Origin of the sequence: Streptomyces sp. NPDC001292, from assembly GCF_042896465.1 — a bacterium.
GTDB lineage: Bacteria > Actinomycetota > Actinomycetes > Streptomycetales > Streptomycetaceae > Streptomyces.
In genome coordinates this window covers 1-25,240 of record NZ_JBIAXG010000027.1, presented here as the reverse complement: position 1 = coordinate 25,240, position 25,240 = coordinate 1, and the positions used below count along the sequence as shown (strand labels likewise).

The 25,240-nt window shown below is 70.2% G+C and carries 26 protein-coding genes and 9 pseudogenes; 13 read left to right on the top strand and 22 right to left on the bottom strand.

Features of this window, described 5'->3' with window-relative positions:
- Positions 1-12 precede the first annotated feature (12 nt).
- The 3 genes from ACFY4A_RS25755 to ACFY4A_RS25745 form a co-directional block, all read right to left on the bottom strand.
- Positions 13-1,023: a helix-turn-helix transcriptional regulator gene (locus tag ACFY4A_RS25755; RefSeq protein ID WP_390831715.1), complete on the bottom strand. Its 1,011-nt coding sequence runs from the start codon at positions 1,021-1,023 to the stop codon at positions 13-15.
- A gap of 449 nt (positions 1,024-1,472) precedes the next feature.
- The gene (locus tag ACFY4A_RS25750) at positions 1,473-1,727 is read right to left on the bottom strand and encodes a transposase (RefSeq protein ID WP_390831714.1); all 255 of its coding nucleotides are present in this window, start codon (positions 1,725-1,727) and stop codon (positions 1,473-1,475) included.
- A gap of 164 nt (positions 1,728-1,891) precedes the next feature.
- On the bottom strand, positions 1,892-2,566 hold the full coding sequence (locus ACFY4A_RS25745) for a hypothetical protein (RefSeq protein WP_390831713.1): 675 nt from the start codon (positions 2,564-2,566) through the stop codon (positions 1,892-1,894).
- A gap of 171 nt (positions 2,567-2,737) precedes the next feature.
- Between ACFY4A_RS25745 and ACFY4A_RS25740 the strand changes: the two genes are divergently transcribed.
- From ACFY4A_RS25740 to ACFY4A_RS25730, 3 genes are all read left to right on the top strand, one after another.
- On the top strand, positions 2,738-3,949 hold the full coding sequence (locus ACFY4A_RS25740) for a HupE/UreJ family protein (RefSeq protein ID WP_390831712.1): 1,212 nt from the start codon (positions 2,738-2,740) through the stop codon (positions 3,947-3,949).
- A 179-nt stretch (positions 3,950-4,128) separates the two neighbouring features.
- Positions 4,129-5,619, top strand: a complete 1,491-nt coding sequence (locus ACFY4A_RS25735; RefSeq protein WP_390831711.1) for a fibronectin type III domain-containing protein — start codon at positions 4,129-4,131, stop codon at positions 5,617-5,619.
- A gap of 85 nt (positions 5,620-5,704) precedes the next feature.
- Positions 5,705-6,778, top strand: coding sequence for a WxL protein peptidoglycan domain-containing protein (locus ACFY4A_RS25730; RefSeq protein WP_390831710.1), 1,074 nt, complete (start codon positions 5,705-5,707; stop codon positions 6,776-6,778).
- 3 nt (positions 6,779-6,781) lie between these two features.
- Here the strand turns inward: ACFY4A_RS25730 and ACFY4A_RS25725 are convergent, their stop codons facing one another.
- Together ACFY4A_RS25725 and ACFY4A_RS25720 are read right to left on the bottom strand one after the other, a co-directional pair.
- Positions 6,782-6,907 carry a hypothetical protein gene (locus ACFY4A_RS25725; RefSeq protein WP_390831709.1) on the bottom strand — a complete coding sequence of 42 codons (126 nt, stop codon included), beginning with the start codon at positions 6,905-6,907 and terminating at the stop codon, positions 6,782-6,784.
- Positions 6,908-6,909: 2 nt separating this feature from the next.
- Positions 6,910-7,143 (bottom strand): annotated as a pseudogene (locus tag ACFY4A_RS25720) (hypothetical protein); the annotation flags it as partial.
- 202 nt (positions 7,144-7,345) lie between these two features.
- Between ACFY4A_RS25720 and ACFY4A_RS25715 the strand changes: the two are divergent.
- Both ACFY4A_RS25715 and ACFY4A_RS25710 read left to right on the top strand, forming a co-directional pair.
- The gene (locus ACFY4A_RS25715) at positions 7,346-7,867 is read left to right on the top strand and encodes a transposase (RefSeq protein ID WP_390831708.1); all 522 of its coding nucleotides are present in this window, start codon (positions 7,346-7,348) and stop codon (positions 7,865-7,867) included.
- A complete protein-coding gene (locus tag ACFY4A_RS25710) occupies positions 7,864-8,316 on the top strand; it encodes a hypothetical protein (RefSeq protein WP_390831707.1) in 453 nt (150 codons plus the stop codon). Before ACFY4A_RS25715 ends, ACFY4A_RS25710 begins: the two co-directional genes overlap by 4 nt.
- Before the next feature lie 4 nt (positions 8,317-8,320).
- On the opposite strand, the gene ACFY4A_RS25705 is transcribed toward ACFY4A_RS25710, so the two are convergent.
- The 4 genes from ACFY4A_RS25705 to ACFY4A_RS25690 are packed head-to-tail and all read right to left on the bottom strand — an operon-like array spanning position 8,321 to position 11,793.
- Positions 8,321-8,437 carry a three-helix bundle dimerization domain-containing protein gene (locus tag ACFY4A_RS25705; protein WP_390831786.1) on the bottom strand — a complete coding sequence of 39 codons (117 nt, stop codon included), beginning with the start codon at positions 8,435-8,437 and terminating at the stop codon, positions 8,321-8,323.
- A complete protein-coding gene (locus ACFY4A_RS25700) occupies positions 8,395-8,955 on the bottom strand; it encodes an HAD-IC family P-type ATPase (protein WP_390831785.1) in 561 nt (186 codons plus the stop codon). Before ACFY4A_RS25700 ends, ACFY4A_RS25705 begins: the two co-directional genes overlap by 43 nt.
- Positions 8,906-10,414: an HAD-IC family P-type ATPase gene (locus tag ACFY4A_RS25695; RefSeq protein ID WP_390831706.1), complete on the bottom strand. Its 1,509-nt coding sequence runs from the start codon at positions 10,412-10,414 to the stop codon at positions 8,906-8,908. Before ACFY4A_RS25695 ends, ACFY4A_RS25700 begins: the two co-directional genes overlap by 50 nt.
- Positions 10,306-11,793, bottom strand: coding sequence for a hypothetical protein (locus ACFY4A_RS25690; protein WP_390831705.1), 1,488 nt, complete (start codon positions 11,791-11,793; stop codon positions 10,306-10,308). Before ACFY4A_RS25690 ends, ACFY4A_RS25695 begins: the two co-directional genes overlap by 109 nt.
- Positions 11,794-12,526: 733 nt before the next feature.
- On the opposite strand from ACFY4A_RS25690, the pseudogene ACFY4A_RS25685 reads away from it, so the two are divergent.
- Both ACFY4A_RS25685 and ACFY4A_RS25680 read left to right on the top strand, forming a co-directional pair.
- A pseudogene (locus ACFY4A_RS25685) lies at positions 12,527-12,716 on the top strand (helix-turn-helix domain-containing protein); the annotation flags it as partial.
- A pseudogene (locus tag ACFY4A_RS25680) lies at positions 12,717-13,043 on the top strand (alpha/beta hydrolase); the annotation flags it as partial.
- A 48-nt stretch (positions 13,044-13,091) separates the two neighbouring features.
- On the opposite strand, the pseudogene ACFY4A_RS25675 reads toward ACFY4A_RS25680, so the two are convergent.
- The 7 genes and pseudogenes from ACFY4A_RS25675 to ACFY4A_RS25645 all read right to left on the bottom strand — a co-directional run.
- Positions 13,092-13,995 (bottom strand): annotated as a pseudogene (locus tag ACFY4A_RS25675) (IS630 family transposase); the annotation flags it as partial.
- A gap of 536 nt (positions 13,996-14,531) precedes the next feature.
- On the bottom strand, positions 14,532-14,798 hold the full coding sequence (locus tag ACFY4A_RS25670) for a GlsB/YeaQ/YmgE family stress response membrane protein (protein ID WP_390831704.1): 267 nt from the start codon (positions 14,796-14,798) through the stop codon (positions 14,532-14,534).
- A gap of 98 nt (positions 14,799-14,896) precedes the next feature.
- Positions 14,897-15,166 carry a Sec-independent protein translocase subunit TatA gene (gene tatA / locus ACFY4A_RS25665; protein WP_390831703.1) on the bottom strand — a complete coding sequence of 90 codons (270 nt, stop codon included), beginning with the start codon at positions 15,164-15,166 and terminating at the stop codon, positions 14,897-14,899.
- 39 nt (positions 15,167-15,205) lie between these two features.
- Positions 15,206-15,787 carry a TerD family protein gene (locus tag ACFY4A_RS25660; protein WP_390831702.1) on the bottom strand — a complete coding sequence of 194 codons (582 nt, stop codon included), beginning with the start codon at positions 15,785-15,787 and terminating at the stop codon, positions 15,206-15,208.
- Between the two features lie 175 nt (positions 15,788-15,962).
- Positions 15,963-16,451 (bottom strand): hypothetical protein, encoded by a 489-nt coding sequence (locus ACFY4A_RS25655; protein WP_390831701.1) that lies wholly within the window; start codon positions 16,449-16,451, stop codon positions 15,963-15,965.
- Positions 16,452-16,783: 332 nt separating this feature from the next.
- Positions 16,784-17,179: pseudogene (locus ACFY4A_RS25650) on the bottom strand (TerD family protein); the annotation flags it as partial.
- A complete protein-coding gene (locus ACFY4A_RS25645; protein ID WP_390831700.1) occupies positions 17,100-17,375 on the bottom strand; it encodes an LCP family protein in 276 nt (91 codons plus the stop codon). The pseudogene ACFY4A_RS25650 and the gene ACFY4A_RS25645, both read right to left, overlap by 80 nt.
- Before the next feature lie 543 nt (positions 17,376-17,918).
- Between ACFY4A_RS25645 and ACFY4A_RS25640 the strand changes: the two are divergent.
- The 3 genes and pseudogenes from ACFY4A_RS25640 to ACFY4A_RS25630 all read left to right on the top strand — a co-directional run.
- Positions 17,919-18,164 (top strand): annotated as a pseudogene (locus tag ACFY4A_RS25640) (BlaI/MecI/CopY family transcriptional regulator); the annotation flags it as partial.
- A gap of 300 nt (positions 18,165-18,464) precedes the next feature.
- On the top strand, positions 18,465-18,869 hold the full coding sequence (locus ACFY4A_RS25635) for a BlaI/MecI/CopY family transcriptional regulator (RefSeq protein WP_390831699.1): 405 nt from the start codon (positions 18,465-18,467) through the stop codon (positions 18,867-18,869).
- A gap of 5 nt (positions 18,870-18,874) precedes the next feature.
- Positions 18,875-19,804, top strand: a complete 930-nt coding sequence (locus ACFY4A_RS25630; protein WP_390831698.1) for a M56 family metallopeptidase — start codon at positions 18,875-18,877, stop codon at positions 19,802-19,804.
- 74 nt (positions 19,805-19,878) lie between these two features.
- Here the strand turns inward: ACFY4A_RS25630 and ACFY4A_RS25625 are convergent, their stop codons facing one another.
- The 4 genes and pseudogenes from ACFY4A_RS25625 to ACFY4A_RS25610 form a co-directional block, all read right to left on the bottom strand.
- Positions 19,879-20,142, bottom strand: coding sequence for a GlsB/YeaQ/YmgE family stress response membrane protein (locus ACFY4A_RS25625; protein WP_390831697.1), 264 nt, complete (start codon positions 20,140-20,142; stop codon positions 19,879-19,881).
- A gap of 31 nt (positions 20,143-20,173) precedes the next feature.
- Positions 20,174-20,629 (bottom strand): tellurite resistance TerB family protein, encoded by a 456-nt coding sequence (locus ACFY4A_RS25620; protein WP_390831696.1) that lies wholly within the window; start codon positions 20,627-20,629, stop codon positions 20,174-20,176.
- Between the two features lie 113 nt (positions 20,630-20,742).
- Positions 20,743-20,979 (bottom strand): annotated as a pseudogene (locus tag ACFY4A_RS25615) (sporulation protein); the annotation flags it as partial.
- A 323-nt stretch (positions 20,980-21,302) separates the two neighbouring features.
- A pseudogene (locus ACFY4A_RS25610) lies at positions 21,303-21,767 on the bottom strand (JmjC domain-containing protein); the annotation flags it as partial.
- Between the two features lie 303 nt (positions 21,768-22,070).
- On the opposite strand from ACFY4A_RS25610, the gene pip reads away from it, so the two are divergent.
- Positions 22,071-23,033 carry a prolyl aminopeptidase gene (pip, locus tag ACFY4A_RS25605; protein WP_390831695.1) on the top strand — a complete coding sequence of 321 codons (963 nt, stop codon included), beginning with the start codon at positions 22,071-22,073 and terminating at the stop codon, positions 23,031-23,033.
- Positions 23,034-23,103: 70 nt separating this feature from the next.
- Here the strand turns inward: pip and ACFY4A_RS25600 are convergent.
- Positions 23,104-23,424, bottom strand: a pseudogene (locus tag ACFY4A_RS25600) (IS5/IS1182 family transposase); the annotation flags it as partial.
- A gap of 62 nt (positions 23,425-23,486) precedes the next feature.
- Between ACFY4A_RS25600 and ACFY4A_RS25595 the strand changes: the two are divergent.
- The gene (locus tag ACFY4A_RS25595; protein ID WP_390831694.1) at positions 23,487-23,720 is read left to right on the top strand and encodes a hypothetical protein; all 234 of its coding nucleotides are present in this window, start codon (positions 23,487-23,489) and stop codon (positions 23,718-23,720) included.
- 11 nt (positions 23,721-23,731) lie between these two features.
- Entirely contained in the window at positions 23,732-24,451 is a 720-nt protein-coding gene (locus ACFY4A_RS25590) for a hypothetical protein (RefSeq protein WP_390831693.1), read from the top strand.
- A gap of 42 nt (positions 24,452-24,493) precedes the next feature.
- Here ACFY4A_RS25590 and ACFY4A_RS25585 read toward each other — a convergent pair.
- Positions 24,494-25,240, bottom strand: a 747-nt coding sequence (locus ACFY4A_RS25585; protein ID WP_390831692.1) for a S8 family serine peptidase, incomplete at its 5' end; no start/stop codon positions are given.

Sequence of the window (25,240 nt, the reverse complement as noted above, 5' to 3'; positions counted from 1 at the left end):
GGGCGAAGGCGTTCAAAGCCAGCCCCGGTCCCGCGCGTGCCAGCCAAGCAACACCCGGGAATCGGTGCCGGCCAGATCCATCAGCCTGCGGACCCTGCGCTGCATGGTCCGCAGGCCGATCCCCAGTCGGGCAGCGACCGCGGCATCGGTGTACCCAGCCAGCAACAGCATCAGGACCTCCCGGTCCGCCGGGTCGGCGAGATCCTTCGGCGATGCCAAGTTCGGATCGACCCTACGGCCGGGGGCCTCCCGCAGTTGCATGGCCGACCGCCACAGGCTCTCGAAGCTGAACACCAGACAGTCCAGCAGCCCCCCGGCGCGCACGACCGCGATCTCCGAGTGCGCGTGCCCACCCTCATCGAGCTGCACGATCGCAATCGAATCGTCGACGATCAGCAGCTTCGCCGGTAACGACTGCACCATGCGGATCTCCTGTCCCCGATCCAGGGAGGCGACCAGGTCCTTCTCCGCGGCGGGCTCATCCAGCACGGTCCGTTCGATGATGATCCGCTCCCGCAGACCACGGCCGGCGACCTCGCGTTCGGTGTCAGTTTCGGAGATCCCGAAAACCGCGAACGGTGGTTTCGCGAACATCCGGAACTGCTCCTTGGCGGACAGCAACAGGCCATTGAGCCAGCTGCCGATCTCGCTGCGACCCCGAACGATCTCGATGCCGTTCGACAGCTGCACCTCGCGCGCCCTCCGGTACTCCTCCGCGAGCTCGTCGAGTGCCGTTCGGGCGGCCCTGACCTGCTGCTCGCGCTGCGCGACCATCCCCTCGAGCGCCAGCGACGGCGACGCCGCCGAGATTCGTCCGCCGTCGGCCATGTCAACCAGGCCCACCTGCCGCAACGCACCGATCGCCGTTTCGATGTCCTCGACCGAGATCCCCAGCAGGCCGGCGAGATCCGGCCCGAGCGCCGGTCCGCCGGAGACCAACGCCCGATAGACCCGCTCGGCCGTCGCGTCGACATCGACCCCGATGAGTGAGCTCAGCGGGGAGGGGCGACTGGGGTCGGGCATGGCGCGAACTATACGTCCGTTACCGAACTGCTGGGTGATAGGTGGGCTCCGTCAGATACGTAGCCCCAGCACATGGCCGGCCGCCCGCCAAAAGCCAAGCGGCGGGCGGCCGGCCATCGCGAGAGCGTACGAGGGCGGCCGACTCGGAGGCTCGGAGCCAGGTACTGTGCAGGCACTTGTCCGAAGCCGTGGACCTTGAGGGAGGGACGTGGGCGCGAAGACAGCACTGCTGGCATTCGCCGATGGAGATATCCGCCTCGCGTTGAGTGGCGCCACCCAACGGAACCGGCTCGACACCGGCTCGATCGGCCTCATCGCCTCGTCGAGCAGGATCGGCGTGCCCGCCGGAAGACGGGTTCGGCTCAGCAGGTCGTCCAGCTCGAAGCCGTTGAGCCCGGCCACCGCGCCAACGGCTCGGACCTTTCGCTGGTCCGTGAAGAAGAGCTGCATCACGCGTCGGTGAACGCCGTCGCGAAACTGATGGCCGAGCTCGGCCTGGCGGGCAGGAAGGTCGCCGGTCGCTGACCAGGCCGGGCAGGCTGTCGGCCACCCCGGACTTCGTCCGCCGGGACCCAACTGTGCAGCGTCCCGGGATGGATGCCCAGATCCTCGGCCACCTCCGGAATCGGCTTCCCGGTCTCCGTCACGATCCGTACCGCCCCCTCACGGAACTCGGCGTCGTAGATGCGCTTCCTGGACGCCATAACCCCCAACTATCCCTCCGGTCACGGTCCCCACAGTAGGAGGGGAGGTGCACCGCATCCACACCCCAGACCCCGAGGCCACCCCGCACACCCTCAGCGAAGCACCCCACGGCCCTCCCGTCAGCACCCCACACAAGATCACCAACAGACTCACGGCTTTGGGCCTAGTCCACCCAGACGACGATGCCGGTCAGATCGCTGAGCACCGCCGCGACTCCGGCCCGTACGGCGCGCCCGGCCCGTTCCGAGGTGAAGCTGGCCGGGTCGTACGACGAGGACATGCCGAGTCCCTCGCCCCGGAACGAGGCACCGGTCCAGTCGGCGGCGGTGACGTTCGCCGTCGGCTCGGCCAACTCGGCGCCGACCACGAGGAACTGCTGGTCGAGGTGGTTGGGCGAGACCACGGCCAGGGGGTCGATGAGGTCGTTGCCGGCGCTGACGATCAGGTCGGGCCGCATGCCGATCGCGTCGCTGATGCGCGGGACGAACTCGTCCGGCTTCGTGGCGGTGACGGTCCTCAGGTCGGCGTCCACCTCCTCGGCCCATTTCTTCACGGCGCTCACCAGCATCCTGGTTTGACGGTCTTTGCCCGCGGTCAGCAGCACCACACGGTAGTCCTCCGACGGCCGGAGTCCGTCCCAGGAGCCGGGCCGCGGAGTGATCGTCGCCTCCGGAGCCGGTGAAGCCGCCGGGTCGGAGAACCCCGGGCCGATGGTGCCGACGGCGCTCGGCTTCGGGTGCGGCTGGGACCAGTCGTCGCCAGAGCTGCATCCGCCGACCAGTACGGCGGTCGCGACTGCCGTGGCCAGCGTGCAGGCAGGCAGAAGCCGAGAGCGCATGGGGATCGTCCTCCGTAGTGGCGTGAGTGCGCCTACTTCCTACCTCATGGCGTGCGTTTCTCGGCCAGTGGGCTGACGTGTCCGAGCTTGCTTCCGCGTCGGTTCACGCACGCGCCACCGGTGGTTCATCTGGGCCCAGCAGATTCCGTGCGCCGACCAAAGAGGAGTCACATGTTTCCCGCCGCCGGGCGTCGCGCCTGTGCCGCCGTCGCCGTCATCGTCGCGGCCGTCCTGCTCGGCGCCGTGCCGGCGCTCGGCCACGGTTTCAGCTCAACCGTGTACGCAGGTCTCACCTCGCCCGAGGCGGGGCACGTCCGCACCGAACTCCGGCTGGAGTACGACCTGCTCGTCGTCTCCGCCGCCGACTACGAGAAGGACGATCCGCTGTTCCGGGCGGGCACCGCGGCGTTCGACGACGGCGACGCGAAGGAACAGGCGGCGGCGCTCGACGGCCACGCCGAATCGGTCATCGCCTACGTGACCCGCCGCTTCGGCGTCACGGCCGGGGGCCGTGCGTGCACCCCCGTCCGGAACGGTGACTTCACGATCGAGCCACGTGAGGGAGTTCCGTACGCCCTGCTGGTCCTCGACTACCGGTGCCCGTCGTCCGCCGAGGCGCACGAGGTGCGCAGCGGGCTGTTCCCGGACTCCGAGGGCTATGTTCGCGACACCAAGACGATCGTCACCTACGACCTCGACCTGACGTCAGGAAGCACCGCCCTCGACGCCGAGCACCGGTCGTTCTCCACCCAGCAGTCCGGGGCCGAGCGGTTCTGGACCTTCTCCCGGCTCGGCGCCGAGCACCTGCTCACCGGGCTCGACCACATCCTGTTCCTGCTGGCGCTCATCGTCGGATCACGCCGGCTGCGCGAGATCGTGCTGGCGGCCACGACCTTCGCACTGGCCCACTCGGTGACCTTCGTCCTGGCCGCCCTGGGGCTCGTGCAGGTTCCGGCATGGTTCGTCGAGCCCGTCATCGCGCTCTCGATCGCGGTCGTCGCGGGCTGGCACCTGTGGCGGCTGTGGCGACGTCGGTCCCACGCCACGGACCTGCAGACGTTCGGCCGCGGTCACCTCAGCCTGGACCGCGCGGGCTGGACTCGGCTCGCGGTGGTGTTCTGCTTCGGCCTCGTGCACGGACTCGGCTTTGCCTCGGCGCTGGGGATCGACCGCGCCTGGTCGTGGACGCTCCTGTGGTCGCTCCTCGTCTTCAACGTCGGCATCGAAACCGTCCAACTGGCCATCGTGGCCACGGTCTTCCCGGTCCTCGCCCTGCTGCGTCGGCGCCGGCCGGACGTGGGGCTGTGGACGACCGGAGCGGTCGCGGCGGGTGTGTCCGTCATGGGCCTGGTGTGGCTCGTGCAGCGGGCCTTCGGGATCTGACCGATCGTCCGACTTCCGGTAAGTGGAACGGTCCGCTTCTCCTCGGTTCATCAGAACGTCACGCTCTCATGTGATTTTTACGGAGTTCTTACACCACCCCCCAGCTCTCGAACGAATGGAAGCCGATGAAGCTCGACAAGGGGGCCCAGAGATCTGGGCTCGTCCGTCACCGAGTGGCCATGAGCGCCACCGCGGTGGTCCTGGGCGTGACCATGGCCTTCGGCAGCGGCCTGATGACCGGGGCCCACGCCGAGACCTCCGCGACGCCCGCCGGAATCGTCCTCGGGGTGGGCGCCAACGAATCGCAGCGCGTCGTGTCCTGGTACACCCCGGCCGACTCGGCCCAGGTGGTCCAGGTCGCGCCGACCTCCCAGCTCGTGGGCGGCGAGTTCCCCGCGGACGCTGTCACCTTTTCGGCCAACGTCGCCGCGAACAGCGTCAACGGCGGCTACAACGGGCATGCCACGATCGACAGCCTGCGCGCGAACACCGCGTACTCGTACCGCGTCGGATCCCAGGGCAGCTGGTCGCCGACGTACTCCTTCAAGACGCAGGAATTCAAGGGCGACTTCGACTTCCTGTTCTACGGCGACCCGCAGATCGGCTCGTCCGGCAACGTGGACAAGGACGGCGCCGGGTGGAAGGACACCCTGGACGTCTCCCTCGCCGCGAACCCGAACGCGGAGCTGCTGGTCTCCGGTGGTGACCAGGTGGAGACCGCCAACGCCGAGACGCAGTGGAACGCGTTCCTCGGGCCCGACAAGCTGCGCCAGTACCCGTGGGCGGCCACGATCGGCAACCACGACGTCGGCGGCAAGGCGTACGAGCAGCACTTCTGGACGCCGAACACCGACCGCTCCGCGCCGTACTACAACGGCAGCTCGGAGACCCGGTCGGGCGGCGACTACTGGTACACGTACAAGGACGTCCTATTCATCGACCTGAACAGCAACGCGTACTCCAACGGTTCCGACGCCGCGCACATCGAGTTCGTCAGCGACGTCATCAAGAACCACGGTGCCGACGCCAAGTACACGGTGCTCGTCTACCACCACGCGATCTACTCGCCGGCCGCCCACGCCAACGACGGCGACAACAAGCAGCGCCGCCAGGACTTCCCGACCGCGTTCTCGAAGCTCGGCGTCGACCTGGTCCTGCAGGGTCACGACCACGCCTACTCCCGTAGCTACGTGATCAAGAACGGCAAGAAGTCGCACCCGGACGAGCAGCCCGGTGCCGCCCAGGTGGCCCAGGGTCCCGGCGGCGTCATCTACGTGACGGCGAACTCCGCGTCGGGGTCGAAGTACTACGACCTCACCGCTCCCGACACGACCAAGGACCCGAACTTCGGTCCCGACCCGCTGAACCCCAAGAACCACTGGGCCAACTCGGTCGAGAACCAGGAGCACGTCCGCACCTACGTCAAGGTCCAGGTGCGCGACAACAAGCTCGTCGTCGAGAACCTCCGCAGCGGCACGTGCGCCGCACCCAACGCCGCCGTGGAGCTGAACAAGGTGAAGTGGTGCGGCCCGGACAGCGGAGCCACCCCGGCCCAGCCGGTCGGCTCCGCCGTCGACAAGGTGGTGATCCACCCCTATCGCGGCGACGGCTGGGATCAGCGCGCCGACGTGGCCACCACCACCCCGGCCGAGTCCGACTGGCTCCAGTAGCCGACCCGGGGTGACGCCGGGACGCTCGCGCCGAACCGCGCCGAGCCGTTCCGGCCCGCTCGATCGGTGGGGTGGGTACCGCCGGATGCCCACCCCGCCCCCGTTCCGCTCCCGCCGCCCCGACTCGCCCGAGGACCCTCAGATGCGCCCGCCCAGACCTCGTACCACCACAGTTGCCGCAGCCCTCGCCCGGTCCGCCGTCGTGGCTCTGCTCGCCGTGCTCGCCTTCCTCGGAACGGGCGCCGCACCCGTGGCGGCGGCGGACGGCGACGCCCCCTGGGCCATCAGCACGGCCTCGAACGGCTTCGGGTCCGACCGGCCGAACTACAGCTACACCGTCAATGCCGGCGGCCATGTCACCGACGCGCTCGTAGTCGTCAACCACGGCACCACGCCGCTCCACTTGGCCGTGTACGCCGCCGACGCGTTCACCAACGAGGCCGGCAGGCTCGACCTGGTCGCCAAGGACGCGAAGTCGAAGGGTGCGGGCGCCTGGGTCCGTACGGACCGGCCCAAGGTGACGGTCCGGCCCGGTTCGTCGGTCGAGGTGCCGTTCACGCTCACCGTCCCGCACGACGCGGCGCCCGGCGACTACATGGGTGGCATCGTCACCTCGCTGGCGGACGGGACCGATACGGGCCGTCGTCTCGGCATCCGGATCCGGCTGCGCGTGGGCGGAGCGCTCGAGCCGAAGCTGTCGGTGCAGGACCTGCACGTGCGGTACTCGGGCACGGCTAATCCGGTCGGCAAGGGAGACGCCACCGTCACCTACACCATCCACAACACGGGCAACGCCATCCTGGCGGCACGTCAGACAGCTTCGCTGTCCGGCCCCTTCGGGCTCGCGGGGGCCCGCGCGGGCCACATCGACGACTCGCCCGCGCTGCTCCCCGGCGAGACCTGGAAGGTCACCGTGCCCGTCCACGGCGTGGCTCCCGCGCTGCGGGCGGCGGGCACGGTCACCCTCGTTCCGCTCCTGACCGACGCGTCGGGCTCGGTCGCGCCGCTCCCCGACGTGAAGACCACGACGCACGCCTGGACCATTCCCTGGACGCTGCTGCTCTGCGTCATCATCCTGTGCGGGCTGGTGGCCGCCGGATGGGTATCCCAGAGCCGCCGCCATCGTCGTCGTCCCGAGAACCCCTCCGAGTCCGCCTAGGCCTCAGCCGAGGGTGAAGGTGATCACGGCCTGGAAGGCGCCACCGAGCATGTCGGAGCGCTTGATCATGACGCCGAGACCGGAGCCCGCGGCACCCGGTGGCGCGGAGGGGCTGGTTGACCGGATCACCTAGCAGTGGCGCCCAGGATACGGACCCGGCGGTTGGCGTGCTCGATGACGGCGAACACGTACAGCCGCACTCCGGACAGGGTGACCGTCTCGAAGAAGTCACAGGCCAGCAGGGCGTCGGCCTGGGAGCGCAGGAAGCCGGCCCAGGTGCCGGAGCTCCGTTCGGGTGCCGGGTCGATCCCGGCCTCCTTCAGGATCTCCCACACCGTGGAGGCGGCCACCTTCGCCCCCAGCAAGCATGGGCGGGCCGGTGTTGCACGATGGGCCGCGCGCCCGCGTTAGTAGTTGGCCGCCCCTGCGACCTGCCAGGATGCGCTGCGAGCGCGGATCCGTAGGTGTCGTTTCGCCCAGCTGGTCCCCAGCACGACGAGACCAGAAGGAGGCGGCCATGGGCCGCAAGATCGGAATGGACATCCACCGCGCTTCGCGCAAATCGCGATGATCGAGGACGGTTTCCTCAAGGATGCCGGGCAGATCGGCTGCCGCCCGGAGGCGCTACGGGCATGGGCCGAGACGCTGCGCGAGGATGACGAGGTGGCCTTGGAAGCCACCGGAAACGCCGAGGCGATCGCGTTGTTGCTCCGCCCGAGGGTGGCACGGGTCGTAGTGTCGAACCCATTCAAGACCCGGGCGATCGCCGAGGCCAAGGTCAAGACGGACAAGGTCGATGCGCGGATCCTTGCTCAGCTCCTGGCGGCGGACTTCCTCCCGCCCGTGTGGCTGCCCGATGAACGCACCAGCCGCCGCCGTCGGCTGATTGCGCGGCGCATGCACGTGGTCCGGCAGCGCACCCGGATAAAGAACCAGGTCCAGTCGATCCTGCACCGAAACCTGATGCCGCGGTTCCCGTGCCGGTATGGCCTGCGCTCGCAAACTTCTCCACAGAGACATGTGCGCTTATCGATCTATACTGGTAGAAAAGATCTACTTTTAGCAACTTCCAAGGGCAGCGCAGGATGACTTCTTCCACACCGCAGCAGCAGCCCCAGGCGACGGAATCCGTCGAGGGGAGTGCTGAGGAGCAGCAGCAGAAGACAACCGAGGAGCCGATGGCGGCCCCGGCCACCGAGCCGCGAGGTGAGGAGACGGGTGGCGCCACGGTGCTGAAACTGCACACCGCGCATCCACGGGTCCCCATTCCCTATGTGACTCCAGGTGACATGTTGTTCAACGCCCGCACCATGGCCTCGGCCGTTCCCTCCCCCCGCCGACTGGCCTTCTATGGCCTGCTCGGCGCTTTCGCCGTGGCGGGAGCGCTGGAGTGGCCCGTCGCGATTGCCGTCGGCGCAGCCACCGAAGTGATCAGCCGGGAGAGGGGCGAACGAGGGCGGCTCAAGGAGCAGCGCCTGGAGCAGGCTCCGCAGGCGGAGACCACCGTCCAGCCAGCGGAGGCCACGAAGCCGGCGTGACACATCAGAGGTGACCTCTCGGCCGGTCCTTGCCGCTCGGCCCAGGGAGGTCGGCCAGGATGCGGCGGGCTCGGCGTTCTATGAGGACGGGGATGAAATCCCGCACGGGCCTGCCGTGCAGGTGGTTGTGTGCCTCCCCGACGGCGGCCTCAACTTCTGCGCCGTGCGACGGGCGGCGCATGCGCGTGCGAGATCGGGCCCCAGGAGCGTGGGCGTCGGTCCGGCGGCGAGGAGGGCGTCGCCGGACCGGGGGGTGCGGGCGGGGGCGAGCGCGATGGCGAGGGCGGGCAGCATGTCGGTCAGGAGGTTGACCAGTAGCAGCTGGCGGGTGCCGAGCGGGGCGCGGCCGGACAGCGCGGTGCCGAGTACTGTGAAGGCGACTTCGCCGGCGTTGCCGCCGAGGACGATCGCGACCGCGTCACGGACGCTGCGCCACAGGGTGTGGCCCTCGTGGACGGCGTCGAGGATGCGGATGGGGTCGGGGTCGGTGAGGACGAGGTCGGCCGCGGCACGGGCGGAGGTGGAGCCGTGGGCGGCCAGGCCGATGCCGACGTCGGCCAGGCGAATGGCGGCCGCATCGTTGATCCCGTCACCGGTCATGGCGACGACGTGCCCGGTCTGCTGGAGGGTCTGGACAATGCGGACCTTGTGCTCGGGGGAGACGCGGGCGAAGACCGAGGTTTCGTCGATCGCCTGGATGCGTTCCGGTTCCGGCAGCGAGGTGGGAACCGGTCAGGACGGTGTCGGTCTGTGTGATGCCCAGGTCGCAGGCGATGGCCGCAGCGGTGGCGGGATGATCACCTGTGATCATGATGACCCGCACACTCGCGTCGGTGAGGCGTTTGACAGTCTCGGCCGCCCCGGGCCGGGGAGTGTCGGCGATCGCCAGAAAGCCCAGCAGGGTCAGTCCACCGACCAGTTCGGCCAGGCGGTCGGCGGGATGCGTCGCGGTGGCAGGTGTGCCCTGGGCGACGGCCAGGACCCTCAGTCCCTCGCCTGCGAGGCGCCGTACGAGGCGGTGGGCGGCCTGCAGCCGGGCCGGGTCGAGGGGGACGATGCTCTCGTGACCGTCCTTCCGGGTGGCGCCGACGGCGGTGGTGCAGTATGCGAGGACGGTCTCGGGAGCGCCTTTGACGGCGAGGCAGGGCCGTCCCGCGTCGGTGCCCAGGGACGCGGAGTAGCCGCGGCTGGCTTCGAAGGGGAGCTCGGCGTCGGGTTGCCAGCCGTGGTCCGGTCGGCACTGGGCGGTGGCGGCGTCGACGACGGCCTGGTCGGTGGCGTGTGCGAGAGGCCGCCCGTCGGTGGGTTTTGGGCAGGCCCGTGCGGCGGTGCGCAGGAGGCGTTGCCCGGTGGGGCTGTCGACGAGGGCATCGTGGTCGAGTGTGGTCAGGCGGGTGACGGTCAGGCGGCCCTCGGTGAGCGTGCCGGTCTTGTCGAAACAGACCACGTCGACGCGGCCGAGGGCTTCTAGGACGCGGGCGGAGCGGGTCAGGACCCCGTGGCGGGACAGGCGGCGGGCGGCAGCGGACTGGGCCATGGTGGCGACCAGCGGCAGGCCCTCGGGAACAGCGGCGACCGCGACGGCCACACCGGACGCCAGAGCCTCGCGCACCGGCACGCCCTGCATCAGCCCCAGGAGTGTGACGGCGGCGCCACCAATGCCGACGGCGGGCAGCGCCGTCCTGGTCAGGGCGGCCAGATGGCCTTCGATGCCGGGCGGGGTGGCTGCGTGGCCGGCCAGATCGGCGGCGCGCCCGGCCTCGGACTGCGCCCCTGTGGCCACGACCACCGCGTAGCCGGTGCCCGCCGGCACCGTGCAGCCCTCGTAGACCATGCAGGACCGCTCGGCCAGTTCCGCCCCAGGGGTGGCCGCCGGGTCCTTGGCGACGGGCGCGGGCTCGCCGGTCAGGGCCGCCTCGTCGATCTCCAGGCGGTCGCTGACCAGCAGCCGGGCGTCCGCTGGGACGACGTCCAAGGGGCCCAGTGCGATCACGTCCCCGACCCGCAAGTCCTGCGCGGGGACGCTGTGTGCCGCGGCCGTGTCCAGTCCGGCGAAGAACCGCAGGTCCGGCAACGGCGTGTCCTCCGGCCCTTCCACGGCGGCAGGGGGTGTCCACACCACCCGCCGAGCGCGAATGTTCTGGGTGGGCACAAGACGGCCAGGGCTCGCTCGGCTCGCAGCCGCTGCGCGCCGCTCACGACGGCGTTGCCGACCATCACTCCTCCCACCAGCGCTGCATCGATGCTCGACCCCACAGCCGCGGAAGCGGTCGCGCCCAGCGCCAGCACAGGGGTGAGAGGGTCCCGGAGTTCTTCGCGTACCGCGCTCAGCAGCTGCCCCGCCCACCGGGTCAGCGATGCCAGACCTACGGCAACGGCGGCGGCGCGTGCGGCATCGCCAAGGAGACGGGCGGTCCCGGCGGCTGGTTCAGCCGCGGGCGATCCGGCTGTTCCCCCGTCGAGGGCCGTCAGGATGCGCAGTGCCTCGCGGGCCCCGAGGGCGTGCCAGGCGCCGCGGATACGGGCCGGCGGCAGCGGACGGCAGGCCAGGCGGCGGGCGGCCCTGATGCCGCCGAACTGGGCGAGGAAGGCAGCGCCGTACACCGGGGATGTCGTCAGACCACCAACCACCCGACGGGTACCCGCAGCCGCGATCAGCGCTCCCAGGGCGGAACCGCCCATCGACAGGTGAGCCGCTTTGCTGCTGACCCGGCAAGCGTCGTCCACCGCGGACAGGATCCGCCAGACCTGCGCCGTCCCCCCGCCGCAGACCAGGTCCGCCGACCACCACACCCCCCGCGCACCGACAGGGTCGGTTCCGGGGGCGGGCAGTACGGCGACGCCGATGTCAGCGGCGGCCAGCGCACGGTCCTCGGCCGAGCTGATCAGCAAGACGACCTGCCCGTCCTGCTGCAGGCGCCGCACCCGCTCGTCCAGCGGTGTGGACAGCGGCACGGTCTGGTCGGCCCACGGGAGCAGTTCGGCAGCGGACACGTGCTCGGTGAGCAGCAGGCAGCGGCTGCCGGAACGGGCCGCGGTCACGACGGCGTCGGCCAGCGGGTCGAGGTCGCACCCGACCAGGACCCGGCCCGCGCACCGGCCGTCCGGGGCGCGCAGGTCCAGCGGCAGCCCCGAGGGGGAATCCGGCCGGGCCTGCAGAGCGTCGGCGGGGCGTTCCAGCCGCCAGCCCCAAGCGTCGTGCCACGGGCCGGCCCCGCATAGTGGGCGCAGCGAGAGGTCTGCCAGCAACGTCTGCGCGGCGGCCCATACAGCGGCCTCGTCGCGGCCGCACGTGGCGGTCACCGACAGCAGCCTCGGGCGAGCCGTGCGCAAGACCGCCGAGTCGATCACCACGGCAGAGACCCTGTCCAGCAGCCGCAGGACTACCCCGTTCATCGGGACCACACCGTCCCGGGCCAGGTCCTGGCCCAACTGCGCGCAGAACGCCTCCCGCCCCATACCTGCGGCTTTCGGCACCGACAAGTCCGGCCCGCACACCCGCCACCACCCCGCCCCGCACGCGCCGCCCCCTCTGCGCCGCATCGACCCACGCGGCCCGCGCCTGTCCGGCAACCGACGCGGCCGCATCCACAGGCGCGGTGAACGCCGCCGGAATCGGCCGGAACACCACACCCAGCCAGGAAAGAGGCAGCCCGCTCCACGGTGGCACCGGCAACTCCTGCTCTCACTCGTCCGGCGACAGCACTGCACTCGCCGGAACACCCTCCATGCGGACACGCCCAACACCGCCACGGCGCTGCAGGCACCGGAAAACGATCATTCCCAAACCCTGCAACAGCCGCAAAGCGGACACGCCCGTCCGGGCAAACCGCGGGCTCCTGCCTGGAACAACGAGGGCCGGGGCCGGAAACGGGACGTTCCGGTGGGGCCAGCCCGGCGCATCGAGGCCGCCACCCGATGCCCGCCATCGGCGGGCACCCGCCAAGGTGCGGACCGCCCAGCGCCGCTACTACACGGCCAGGCCGCTCGAGCCCAACCGCGTAGTGCCGAACTGGACGCTGGTCAGTGGCCCAGCCGGCAGGTGTTCCAGCCGTGGCCGTTGCCCACGCCGTCGGGATGCGCAGCACCGTGTCGGTCGCCTAGCTCTTCGGGTGCCCCGGCGGGACCAAGGGGTCGAGCGGACTGGCACGCACCTACGAGGCCCTGGCCGCGCCGGACCCGGCCCGGCCCACCGTGCTGCGCCGCCGGCCGCAGTGGCTGTCCGTCCGGCTGTGGTGGTCCACCCTCGGGCCGTTACCTGTCGTTCGCCGAGCGCGAGGAGACCGCGGTGCTGAGGACGAAAGAGTGCAGGGTGCGGTGACATCGCCCGCCGCCTGGGCCGCTCTCCGTCGACGATCTCGCGGGAGCTGCGGCACGACGCGACGACCCGCGACGGGCGTCACGTTGGCGTCAGCCCGGTGGCTACCGGGAGTCTCGCTGGGATGCGGACTTGGCGTCCCCTTCGTTGCCGCCGAACCCCGCGTCCGCGCAGCTGTGTTGGGCCTGGCTCCTTGGCCTCGGGCGAAGACGCTGCACGGATCACCGTTCCGGTGGAGTTTCTGGTGCAGTGGGACGACAAGCGCGTACCGCGTGACCAGTGCCTGGCGCTGTTCGACGCCTTCGCCTCGACCGAGAAGACGCTGCACGCCAACCCCGGCAAACACGGGGACATGCCGGCACTCGAACAGGACAGCACACTGAGGTTCTTCTCCCGGCACCTCGCCTGATACCGCCGCCTGCGGTCACCGACGCGCCGATCGACATCCAGTGCCGGGTCCGCGGCGGCGGCGCGCAGGGCCTTGCAGGTGCGGGGAGAAGTTGTCGAGCACGATCGCGATGCGGATTCATGATGGGTAGAGACTGCGCAGGTAACGGCAGGACTCCAGGAACCTGGTCCGGTTCTTCCTCGGCTTGATGTGGCCGTAGAGCCTGTCCTTGCCCAGGTCGTAGGCAGCGAACAGGTGACGGACGCCGTGCGGGCGGGTGTAGGTCGCCCGCCTGCGGGGCCTCGGCTCCCGGTCGGGATCCTTGTGCTTCCCACCGCGCTCGGCCCACTGCCGCCCAGGGTGGAGCTGGAGGTTAAGCGGGCCGAAGTCGTCCCTGCAGAAGACGACTTCGGGCTCGCCCTCCTCGGGCATGACCTCGCCGTCGGAGATCGCATGCAGGTGCTCCACGCGAGCCTTCTTGGCCGCGTAGTCCGGGTCGCGGGAGGCCTTCCAGGTCTTTATGCGTTGAAAGGAGACGCCCTCCTCACGGAGCAGGGCCCGCAGGCCCTCGTGGCTGATGTCGTCGACCCACCCCCTCGGCGACCAGGAAGTCGGCCAGCTTGGCCAGGCTCCAGGTCGAGAACGGCAGGCCGTGCTCGGCCGGCTTGGACTTGGCGATCTTCTTGATCTCGCGGCGTTCTGGGAGGGTGAACGTCTTGGGACGGCCGCCCTTGTACTTCGGATAGAGCGCCTCGAAGCCGTCCGCGTTGAAGTTATGGATGACGTCCCGGACGCGGTCCGGGCTGGTGAACGTCACCTCGGCGATCTTCGCCACGGGCATGCCTCGCGCCGATAACAGCACCATCTGAGCCCGCCGCCAGGTCACCACCGAACCGGTGCTCCTGCGAATGATCCGCAGCAGCCGCCTGCCCTCGTCGTCAGCAATCTCCCGGACCCGCACACGTTCAGCCACGTGATCATTCTGGCCGCCCGGTGCCACCTGTCGCAGCAAACCGAACCCTGCGTCACAACAGGGCGAACGTTGCCTGATGCGGCACTGGCCGCCGAAAACCGCGAGCACCTGGACGAGATCACCGAACCCCGGCTACTCACGGGCGACCTGTGGACCGTTCACTACGGCAAGTGGGTTGTCGGAAGTGGCGTTGTCGGATCTGAGGGCGGGCTGCAAAGCCCCATCGCTCCACGCAAGCCCATGGCCGTGGGCAGGTTTCTTGCTCTCGCGCCCGCACATCACTCTTGGAGATTTCTACGTCGCTTGAACCACCGGTGCCGGTGATCTGCCGCAGCCTTGAGGGTTCCCAACTCATCTTCCGTGGTTGCCCGTTCAGTGGTACCCGAGGAGAGGCCCCCTTGCCTTTCTCTCAGCTTGGCTCGCTGTAGGCATCCAGAGGTCCATGACTTCATGGAGCTCACTGGGGAAGACCCCGCTGCTGGGCGTACGCCAAGGAGCCGGACGGCTTCACCGACCAGTAGACCGCCGGCTGGGTGTCAGTCGCGGGAGTTGCCGAAGAGGAGGCGGTAGGCGATCAGCAGGACCAGGGAGCCACCGATGGCCGCGCCCCAGGTGGCGAGGTCGAAGAACTGGTTCTGTATGGGCCGGTCGAGGAACTTGACGGAGAGCCAGCCGCCGGTGAATGCGCCGGCGATGCCGATGAGGGTGGTGCCGATGAGGCCGCCCGGGTCGCGTCCGGGCAGGAGGATCTTGGCGATGGCTCCGGCCAGGAGTCCGAGGATGATCCAGCTGACGATGCCCATGATGTGACGCTGCTTTCCGGTTCGGCGCGGCGGATGATGGCGGTCCGGCGGGTCTGTACGGGGACGAACGTGCCCTGGCGGGTGGGGTTGCGGACTGGTCAGGTTCGCGGTGTGTCGGTGCCCGGCTGATCTGCGGGACGGCCGGCGGTGTCACCGGGCGCGGCCCGGATGATGCGCGGGGCTGTAGCCTCGGGCGAGGTCGCCTCCGCTGTGGTCGGCGGCGTCTGGTCGGACTTCATCGCTTCGGCCTCGCTTTTGAGGATGCGGGCCGACTTGCCCATGGAACGGGCGAGTTCGGGGAGCTTCTTGGCGCCGAAGATCAATATGACGACGATGAGGATGATGGCGAGTTCGCTAATGCCGAACATGGGTGTTCGTCTTCTCCTCGGTGGCGGGCGGCAGGGTGGTCAGAGGTGGCTGGCGATGGCGGGCATCAGGTCCTGGAAGGTTCGGCCGTTGGCCGGTTCCCCGATGGCGGACATGTGCCATCCGCCGCTGGAGCGGTGGACCTTGGCCATGATCTGGGCGGTGTAGGAGCCGCCGCCGGAGAGGGTGTAGCGGGCCAGTTCCTGGCCGGTGTTCTCGTCGATGAGGCGGCAGAAGGCGTTCTGCACCTCGGCGAAGGTCTGCCCGGTGAAGGAGTTGACGGTGAAGACGATCTGGTCGACGTGGGCGGGCAGGCGCAGCAGGTCCACGAGGATCGATTCGTCGTCGCCGCCCTGCCCGGCGCCGCCGACGAGGTTGTCGCCGGTGTGGCGGACCGAGCCGTCGGCGCTGACCAGGTGCTGGAAGAAGACGACGTCGACCGACTCGTTGCCGGCGAAGAGCACGGCCGAGGCGTCGAGGTCGATCTCGCGGGCGGTCAGCTTGGCGAGGAAGCCCTTACGGGGCGCCGCCTGCCAGCCCAGTCCCATCCGCACGACGCTGAGCGGTTGCCCGACGGTCTTCTCCAGGCTGATCTGCTGGCCCTTGGTCAGGGTGACTCCCACCGGTTTCCTCCTGGTGCTCGGGGGCCGAAGTGCGCTGCACCCGGCGGTGCATGGGGCAGCCCACCTGAATCTACAGCACTGTAGAAGCGGCGGGCAGGGGCGCACCCAGACCCGGCCCGTACGGCGTGGCGCGGCGGCACCCGTTCGGCGTGCATGCCCGCCCGTGGGAGCGGTGTCAGTCCGGGGCCGGTGAAGTCCGGGCTGCTGTAGCCGGGCTCGTGGTGCGCTGTGCGGGAGGCGAGGCGGGGCGGGGCTGCGGCGCGGGGGTGGGTGACTGGTGCAGCTCGCGGCGCAGGAACGGGAGCAGTCCGCGCTCCAGCAGGGCCTGGCGCCACGCCGCGTGGGCTCGGGTGAGGGAGGCGGTATCCGGCTGCGGGTGGCGGGACGTGGCGCGATGCCGGGCTGCGGTGGTCACGAGTGCGGTGCCCGCTGCTGCGGCGGCGAGCACTGCCACGGCCCCGGCGACCCAGCCGGCCCGGATCAGCGCGATGGCGAGGGGCTGCTGGGCGCCGGCCAGCTGGAGCCCGTAGCCGAGGAGTAGGAAGATGGCCGCTGCCGCGGCGGACAGGACTGGAGTGAGTACGGCCAGTGCCGCCTGCAGCCCGTTCCCGGCGGTCGCGGGCGCGGGCTGGCGGGGCCTGCCGGTGGGGGCCGGGTCGGCCACGGTCCGCAGCCCTGCGTACTCGGTGGCGGCTTCGGCGGCGATGGTGTCGGCCGCGGTCAGCGCCCGGGCGCGCAGCTGCTCGGCGGTGACCTGCGCGGTCGGCTGTTGCAGGGCTTCGCCGGATGTCAGGGTCGTTGAGCGCGACGTGCAGCGTGTGTTCGAAGTCTGCTTGCTCGACGGCTTCGAGGCGGCCAGGGTCGTTCATGAAGGTCCCCCCGATCGTGTGGTGTGCGTTTTGGCGGCGCGGCCTGCTGGCGGGCATGTGGCAGCGGACGTGCTCGCCGCGGGCGGGGCGGAGGTATGGTCCGGCCCGCCCGCAGACGTGTGGTGGGTCAGACGTTGACGCCGAAGTCGGCGGCGATGCCCGCCAGGCCGGAGGCGTAGCCCTGGCCGACCGCGCGGAACTTCCACTCCGCGCCGTTGCGGTACAGCTCGCCGAAAATCATCGCGGTCTCGGTGGCGGCGTCCTCGGACAGGTCGTAGCGGGCCAGCTCGGCGCCGCCCGCCTGGTTGACGACGCGGATGAAGGCGTTGCGGACCTGGCCGAAGCTCTGGCCGCGGTTTTCGGCGTCGTGGATGGAGACGGGGAAGACAATCCGGGCGACGTCGGCAGGGACGCTGGTCAGGTTGACCTTGATGGACTCGTCGTCACCCTCTCCTTCGCCGGTGAGGTTGTCGCCGGTGTGCTCCACGGAGCCGTCCGGGCTCTTCAGGTTGTTGAAGAAGACTCGCGATGGTGCAGGCGGCGGCGCCGCCGATGTCGCCCGTGGTGCCGCCGATCGCGAACGCCTCATTGATCTTGAAGTGGTGTGGCGCGGAGGTGGTGCCGTTCCCGCGGTCGCAGGCGGGTATCTGCACCCAGGAGTCGCGGGGCAGGGAGACGACGGCGGCCCATTTCCGGTTCGCGGCGATGTGCAGCACCATCGGGTGTCCGACTGCATGGTGGTCAGGTTCTTGCCGTACTTCGCGTTGTCGCCGTCGCGGCTGTCCGAGCCGACCACCAGGATGTTCATTGCGCCGGGGCTGAGGTTGACCGGACGGTCCCCGCCGATCTTGTTGTCGATGCCGGCGGCCTGGATGTTGCCGTCCAGGCGCTGGTACAGCCAGTAGCCGCCCGTACTCGCGGCGACGAGCAGTACGACGAGTGCGGCACCGGTGAGGGCCAGGATCCTCCCGCGCCGGGTCAGCCGGGTCTTGGTGCGCCGGTGTCTTCGGGGCCGGACCGGCCCGCGGCGTTCGCGGGATGCGCCAGGCTGTCTGTCCACGTGTCCGCCTCCCTGTGCCGCCCGGTGTGGCGGTTCGCTCTGCTGTGTCGTGCATCCCGCCCGGCGGCCCCCTACTTCCGTGCCGGCGGAGTCAAGAATCTACAAGGGCGTAGAAGATGGTGGGGGGCAGAGGGCATCGTGAACATGTGCGAGGGCGTGCTTGTGCCCCTCGTGTCCGGTAGCGACGGAGAGGGAGTGGCAGGTGGATGAGAAGCATGGTGGACCGCCGCTTCGTGGACGTCCCCGCAGAGGGCCGGGCGAACTGGAGGCCCGTGTGCTGGCCGCCCTGGGCAGGGCGCCGGGTCCGGTGACGGCCGGCTGGGTGCGCGAGCAGATTGACCCCTCTCTCGCGTACACCACGGTGGTGACCACGCTGACGCGGCTGCACGGCAAGCAGGCCGTGGTGCGCCGCCGCGCCGGGCGCTCCTATGTCTGGAGGGCCGTCTTCGACGCAGCGGGGCTGGCCGCCCGGCGCATGCACCAGATCCTCGACCAGGAGAGCGACGGGGCGCCGTGCTCAGCCGGTTCATCGCTGAACTCCCCCCGGACGACGAACGGTTGCTGCGGCTGGGACTCGACACCACCAGTGCGGGCACGGGCAGCTGATGACGCCGGCTCTGCCAGGGCCCCTTGCCCGGCTCGCGGAAGTGGACATCGTGGAAACAGCATCGGGCGGGCGGGAAACGACTCAGTACGATGAACCGCCCCCGCAGCGGCAGGCGGGGCCGGCAGGCGGGAGGTTGACGGTATGACGGACCAGAACAGGGGCGGTACCGGGCAGTCCACGCGCCGGCGCGGCCAGGGCGAGCTGGAGACCCAGGTGCTCGCCGCGCTGCACCAGGCCCCCGGAGCGGTTCCTGCAGCCTGGGTCCAACAGCGCCTCGGTGGCAGCCTCGCCTACACCACGGTGATGACCATCCTGACCCGGCTGCACGCCAAGGGTGCGGTCGCCCGTCGGCGGGCGGGCCGCTCGTTCGAGTGGACCGCGATCGCCGACGAGGCTGGGCTGGCCGCGTTGCGGATGCGGAAGGTTTTGGACGCCGAGAGCGACCGGGAAGCGGTTCTGGCCCGCTTCCTGACGAGCCTGCCGCCGAGGGATGAACAGGTGCTGCGCGCGCTGCTGGCCCAGGGCCCCGGCGAGAGGGAAGACTAACCGTCATGGGGCTCTTCGTCTTCCTTCCGCTGGTGCTGCCGTTAACGGCCTGGCCCATCGCCCGCCTTGCCGAACAGCATCTGCACCCCAGGGCGGCGACCTGGCTGCTGTCGGCCGTCGCCGGAGTGCTCGCGGTGTGCAGCACCCTGTGCCTGGCCTTGCTGATGGTGGTCGGCACCGCGCAGTTGCCCGGCAACCCGCTGCCTGATGGCTGGTCGGACCCGGAGGTCCGCGAGGCCGTCCCGTATGACGAGGTCGCGGGCAAGGCGGCCATCCCCGCCCTGATCGCGGTGCTCGCCGCGTGTTCCCGGACGGCGTGGCGTCACCACCGCGTGCGCCGGCGGGCCGAGCGCGCCCTTGCAGGCCTGCCGGCCACGCCGGTGGCGGTGCTGCCCGATGCGCTGCCGTACGCCTATGCGCTGCCCGGCAGGCGGAACCGGATCGTGGTCACCACGGGGATGCTGGCCGGGCTCAGTTCGGCCGAGCGGCGGGCTCTGTTCGCCCACGAGCGCGTCCATCTGGCCCGCCGCCACCACCGGTTCCTGCTCACCGTGCAGCTCGCCGCACGGGCCAACCCGTTCCTGCGGCCGCTGCGGACCGCCGTCACGTACTGCGCCGAGCGGTGGGCGGACGAGGAGGCGGCCACCGCTGTGGGCAGCCGGCGCACCGTGGCACTGGCGATCGGCAGGTCCGCGCTGATCTCCCGGGGTGCGCCCATCGCCACGCTCGCTCACTTCGCGTCCCCGGGTCCGGTGCCGCGCCGGGTCGCCGCCCTGCTCGGCCCGGCTCCTACCGGACGGATCTGGCCGCCGGTGTTCACCACGGTGGGCCTGGCCGCCTGGACAGCCGCTGCGGGCACCACCGTATCGGCGCTGTCCTCGGCGAACTCGGCCGTCACGCTGTTTCTCATCCTGCACGCGGCCACCCCGATGTAGCCAGGCCCCGCGATACATGGCGGACAGGGGTCCTGCCGCCCGTCCGGCGGCAGCACCCCTGTCCGGCTGTCGGGTCAGTGGCGGGCTTTGAAGCGTTCGAGGGCGGCCACGCCCGCGGCGGCGAGTCCGATCTGGATGAGCCATTCGATCCAGTCGACGCCCTTGGTGTCCGCCACCCCCAGGCCCGCGGCGATGCCGGTGCCGACGAAGGCCGCGGCGATACCGACGCCGATCGTCCACAGCACGCCGATGCGCTGACGGCCCGGCAGGACCAGCCGTCCCAGCGTGCCGATGATGACGCCGATCACGATGGCACTGATGACCCCGGAGATCCCCATACCCGTCCCCTTGTCTGCGTCGTGTGGGGCTTTACAGGTCGAACTCGTGCGGCGGCAGATCGAGCGTGAAGCACGCCTCGCGGACAATCGCCTGCTCGGTCTTGTCGAAATCGCCGTCGGCGCCGCCGATGACGATGCCGATCTGGATGACGGCGCGCGCCTCGGCGGGCTTCTTCTTCGCCTTGGCGATCTCCTGCAGCACGCTGACCTTGCCGAAGTCGAAGTCGGCCGTCAGCTTGTTCAGATTGTCCTCGAAACGCCGGTGCAGATCCATGGCCTCGAAGTTCTGCAGCACCTCGTTGGTGGCGATCAGCTGCGCCACACGGCGCCGCTCGGCCGCGTCGATGGTGCCGTCCGCGGCGGCCACCAGCGCGCACATCGCCATGGAAGCGTCGCGGAAGGCGCCGCTCTTGAGGTCGTTCTTCTTCGCCACCAGCTGGGTCTGCATCGTCGATGCGGACTCCTTGATGCGGTCCCACAGGGCCATGGCCAACTCCGTACGTCTCAGGGGTTGCCCGGGCCGAAAGGGGGACGGCCCGGACCACCACTCCTTCTACATTGATGTAGAAGCTACCAGGGGCAACAAGAGCGCGGGGCTCCTCAGTCCTCGCCGCCCTCTTCTTCGTCGTCACCTTCGAAGAAGTCGCCCACCTCGTCGACGACTTCGGCCGCGACCATGCCGCCGAGCACGCCCACGGCGAGTCCCGCCGCACCGGCCGCGATCGCGGTGCCCATGCCGGGCCCGGAGCGGTGCCCGTGACCGTCGCCGTGGTGATGGTCACCGTGGTGGCCGTGGTCATCCTTGTGGGCGTGGCTGCCGTTCGTACCGGCCACCGCCAGTTCGGTGCGCACCCCGAGCACGATGCCCAGGCCCTGCCCATGCCGTCGTTGTATGGCAGGCTCGGCACCATCCGGCCGACGGCCTGGCCGTCCATCGCCGCGCGGTAGCGGACGATCAGCGTCGGGTCGTCCAGCAGTTCGGCGAGCCGCTTGCGCATCCCGTCCAGGGCGTCGGCCTGGACGTCCGGGGTGGCGAGCAGCGGGAGGTCGCGGCGCCAGTCCTCGTGCGTGAGCATCTGCTCGGACACCCACGTCATCAGGTCGGTGGGGGTGTGGGTCTGCAGGCCGCAGGTGACGTGCAGGGAGCGCACGCCCTGGTCAGCAGAGACCGCGTGCCAGACGCCGCGCGGCACGTAGAGGACGTCCCCGGAGTGCAGGACAAGTTCGGCGACGGGCTCGGTGGGGGCCTCGCCGGGGTCCTCGATGTCGCGGTACAGCCGGAATGGGCGGGTGGTTCCGTAGATCCGCCAGCGCTTGGCGCCGTCCAGCTGGACCACGATGGTGTCGTGGTCGTCCCAGTGGACCGCCGAACCCCTCGGTGCTGGTCCAGGAGGCGTAGAGGTTCGCCTGCACGCGGGTGCGCGGGTCACGCTCGATCGCTTCGACCAGGCGGGCGAGGGGCGGGCGGAGATCGTCGGCGCTGTCCAGGGCGAGGGAGGCGCCCTCGGTGAGCCGGGCGTGCAGTTCGGCAGGGTGGAGGCGGTGCCACACGGTGTGCCGACGCGTGGCCACCGGGCGGTGTACCCGCCGATCAGCAGCGTCCCGCCGTCGCGGGAGAGCCGCATGCGCGGCGGCTTCCGGCGGTGGGCGGCCAGGATCTGGTTGAGGTCGTCCCAGGTCATCAGCCCGGCGACGTCGAGGGCGCCGGGTACGTGGCGGTATTCGCGGTGCAGTGCCTGGGCGAGGAAGTCCTCGCCCAGGCATGCCGCGATGGACACATCCGTCATCGCGTCAGCATCCAGGCATCGCCACTCAAGAGTGCTAACAGAATGCGACCAAGGTGATGGGCTGTCGGTTAGCCCGCCTTGGCGGCGACAGGGAGGCATGTACGGTCCAAGACAACCGTATCGCCGAAGTAGGAGCTCTGCGTGCCTGTTGCCTTCACCTCGATTGAAGCCCATGACCGCGGCATGTTGGACACTCGGGATGGCAATCTCGTGTACTGGGAGGTGCGCGGCAATCCAGACGGCAAGCCCGCGCTCATCGTCCACGGCGGACCCGGGGGCGGGAGTCCGTCCGGCACCCCCAAGGCATTCGACCCGGAGCGCTACCGGATCATCCTGTTCGACCAGCGGGGCTGCGGACGCAGCACGCCGCATGCGAGCGATCCTTCGACGAACATGCGTCTCAACACAGCTGAGCTGCTGCTACGCGACATGGAGCAGTTGCGTGCGCACCTGGGGGTTGAACAGTGGTTGCTCTTCGGTGGGTCGTGGGGCTCGACGCTGTCGGTCGCCTACGCCGAACGGCATCCGGAACGAGTGTCGGAGATGGTGCTTCCCGCGTTTTGGATGATGGGCCGTTCGGAGGTGGACTGGCTGTACCGCGGAGGGGTCGCGCGGCTCTTTCCCGAGGCGTGGGAGCGGTTCAGTAACGGCGTGCCCGAAGACGAGCGCGATGGTGACCTGGTCGCTGCCTATGTGAAGCTCTTGGAAGACCCTGACGCGTCAGTGCGGGCGCAGGCGGCCCTCAACTGGGCAGCCTGGGAGGACGCCGTCCTCTCCTTGGAGCCCAATGGCAAACCAGGTCCCTACAGCAACCACGCCTCGGACGCCGTGCAGGCGTTTGCGCGGATCTGCGCCCATTACGCCGCCAACGACGGATGGTTGGAAGACGGCGCGCTGCTGCGGGGTGCCGGGCGCCTGGCCGCCATCCCCGGTGTGATCATCCATGGCCGGCACGATCTGAGCTGCCCGCTCGGTGCCGCCTGGGAATTCGCGCGGGCCTGGCCAGGCGCGGAACTGGTGGTCTTCGACGACGCCGGGCACAAGGGCAGTGCCGCCATGAACAGGCACGTGCGTGCTGTGCTGCAGCGATTCGACGGGCGGTGATGGCAGTGATCAGCCTGGGTGTCGTCAGTACTGGGTGCCGTACCAGCTGAAGACGCCAGCATCGCGCGGTTTATGTCTGATTTCGAGTACTTCGCTGAAGCGACGGCTTCAGGCGTCGCCAGCAGATGATTGCGCAGCCCAGGGTGAGGAAGGCTTGGTGGATGTCGGCGCGGATCTCCCAGCGGATGCGCAGTCGGCGGAACCAGTGCAGGAGGGCGAAGGCTGCTTCCGCAACCCAGCGGTTCTTGCCCAGGCCGCTGCCGTGCTCGGTGCCGCGGCGGGCGATGAGCGGGCGGATGCCGAGCTCACGAATCTGGCCTCGGTAGATGTCGTGGTCGTAGCCGCGGTCGGCGTAGAGCACGCCGCGTAGTTCCGTTGAGCGAGGGTGCACCCGCTGCCGGTGGACGTCTCGCGGCGCAAGGATCGGGCTGCCGGGATGACGTTCGCGGCTACATGAGCAGTTGCACCCCAGCACGCGGCTCGCCGGTCGCCACGGACTTGATCAGGAAGAACAGCGCTCGGGCCTTCGCCATGGTCATCAGCCTGCTCACTGTCGCCGCCCTCGTCTACCTGGCCTACTCGCGCCTCTTCGAAGTGCGCGAGGAACGCCGCGAGCGACGCCGCAACCTGGAGACTTGTCGGACTATCGCATCCTCGGTTCCCGAACCCGACCATCCCACGCACTGAAGGACACCCTCATGTCGCACACCGCACGACCCCGAGGCGGCCTGGCACCCCGCCTGTTCGTCCTCCGCCGTGACCGGGACATCACGGGCGTCTCTGGGGTTGGGGATGTGGCCGATGGTGTGCAGTGGCCGGACGGCACGGTGGTCCTCCGCTGGCGTGAGCGGCCGTCGACTGCCATGTGGGACAGCCTCGACGTGATGCTGTCCGTCCACGGCCACGACGGCGCCACCCGCGTCGTCTGGGCCGACGGCGCCGAGAGCCGGGCCCAGGTGGCCGCCGGCCGGGCCTACCGGCTCGCGGACCGATGGGAGGCCGCCCATAGCTCCACCATGTTCCGTGTGCGAGCCGCAGACGCCGAGCGGCGTGACCTCCTGGACGACTCTGCGGCCGCGGCCGGTAACGTCGTTCGCTCTGGTCAGAAACCGCAGGCCGCCGACGGGGACAGCGTGGACGAGTCCGGGCTGCTCGTCACAACCGAGTGCTCCGCGCAGCACCTCGGCCACGACGAGCGCCCGCGCCAGTGCATCCGAGCAGCGCAGCATCGCGGCGATCACATCGATGAGCACGGCTTCCACTGGTCCGACACCCTGGCCGTCTACCCGGTGGGCACCAGCGCCGAGCACCAGGCGCACCCTGGGACCACGTGCCCCGCAGTCCACGCGACGCGGCCGTACTGGAACGTCCGCTGGGGTCGGGAGATGGCCGCGAGCACCGCGAAAGGCACCGCCTGATGCGGCCCGTCTTCACCCGGCCATGCAGGCCGCGGGAGGGACCTACCCGGTCATGGAGGGGGCGAAGGGTGACAGGGCCGGGGCGAGCTGCATGCCGGGGGCAAGGCCGAGGGCGATGAGGGCGTCGGGCAGGCCGCGCCCGGTGCGGGCCGCGTCCAGGGTTCCCGGGGCGGCCAGTGGGCGGCAACTGGCGCCGATGATCTCGAACAGGTGCTGCACGCGGCCGGGGCCGCGGGGCAGCAGCTGGCCGTGGAAGTCCTCGTGGTGGGCCAGAACGAGGGCGGCCAGGCCCGCGACGTGGGCGGAGGCGGTGCCGGTGCCGTCGAGGACCGTGTAGCCGTCTCGCGGGGCGCAGGACAGGACCGACACACCGGGGGCGGCCGCATTCACTGCGGGGCCGTGGCAGCCGAACGGGGCGGCGAACAGCCCTTCGGGTGTCAACTGGGGGCCGTAGTGGGTGGCGGGAGAGGTGTCGGGCGGGTAGGTGCCGAAGGCGCCCAGCGCGCCGACGCTGAACACGGTGGGGAGCGAGGCGGGGAAGGCGACCGGTCCGCCGGTGTCGCCTGCCGGGGCGATGCAGGCGATGCCCGCCGCGGCTGCGTCGGCGAATTTGCGGGAGACCAGCGTCGAGGGGTACGGGGTGGCCACCTGGATGTGGGCGATGTCGACCTCGCGCTCGATGCAGTGGTCCAGGGCGGCGATCAGGTCGCTGAAGTGGCCGTCGGGCATCACCTGGCAGACGTCGAGTTCGGCGTCGACGGCGATGCCGATGATGCCCTTGCCGGTGTC

Coding starts and splice junctions, on each gene's coding strand:
- ACFY4A_RS25755 (WP_390831715.1), bottom strand. CDS start 1,023: ATGCCCGACCCCAGTCGCCCCTCCCCGCTGAGCTCACTCATCGGGGTC.
- ACFY4A_RS25750 (WP_390831714.1), bottom strand. CDS start 1,727: ATGGCGTCCAGGAAGCGCATCTACGACGCCGAGTTCCGTGAGGGGGCG.
- ACFY4A_RS25745 (WP_390831713.1), bottom strand. CDS start 2,566: ATGCGCTCTCGGCTTCTGCCTGCCTGCACGCTGGCCACGGCAGTCGCG.
- ACFY4A_RS25740 (WP_390831712.1), top strand. CDS start 2,738: ATGTTTCCCGCCGCCGGGCGTCGCGCCTGTGCCGCCGTCGCCGTCATC.
- ACFY4A_RS25735 (WP_390831711.1), top strand. CDS start 4,129: ATGAGCGCCACCGCGGTGGTCCTGGGCGTGACCATGGCCTTCGGCAGC.
- ACFY4A_RS25730 (WP_390831710.1), top strand. CDS start 5,705: ATGCCCACCCCGCCCCCGTTCCGCTCCCGCCGCCCCGACTCGCCCGAG.
- ACFY4A_RS25715 (WP_390831708.1), top strand. CDS start 7,346: ATGATCGAGGACGGTTTCCTCAAGGATGCCGGGCAGATCGGCTGCCGC.
- ACFY4A_RS25710 (WP_390831707.1), top strand. CDS start 7,864: ATGACTTCTTCCACACCGCAGCAGCAGCCCCAGGCGACGGAATCCGTC.
- ACFY4A_RS25670 (WP_390831704.1), bottom strand. CDS start 14,798: ATGGGCATCGTCAGCTGGATCATCCTCGGACTCCTGGCCGGAGCCATC.
- tatA (WP_390831703.1), bottom strand. CDS start 15,166: ATGTTCGGCATTAGCGAACTCGCCATCATCCTCATCGTCGTCATATTG.
- ACFY4A_RS25645 (WP_390831700.1), bottom strand. CDS start 17,375: ATGGTGCTGCACATCGCCGCGAACCGGAAATGGGCCGCCGTCGTCTCC.
- ACFY4A_RS25635 (WP_390831699.1), top strand. CDS start 18,465: ATGACGGACCAGAACAGGGGCGGTACCGGGCAGTCCACGCGCCGGCGC.
- ACFY4A_RS25630 (WP_390831698.1), top strand. CDS start 18,875: ATGGGGCTCTTCGTCTTCCTTCCGCTGGTGCTGCCGTTAACGGCCTGG.
- ACFY4A_RS25625 (WP_390831697.1), bottom strand. CDS start 20,142: ATGGGGATCTCCGGGGTCATCAGTGCCATCGTGATCGGCGTCATCATC.
- ACFY4A_RS25620 (WP_390831696.1), bottom strand. CDS start 20,629: ATGGCCCTGTGGGACCGCATCAAGGAGTCCGCATCGACGATGCAGACC.
- ACFY4A_RS25595 (WP_390831694.1), top strand. CDS start 23,487: ATGAGCAGTTGCACCCCAGCACGCGGCTCGCCGGTCGCCACGGACTTG.
- ACFY4A_RS25590 (WP_390831693.1), top strand. CDS start 23,732: ATGTCGCACACCGCACGACCCCGAGGCGGCCTGGCACCCCGCCTGTTC.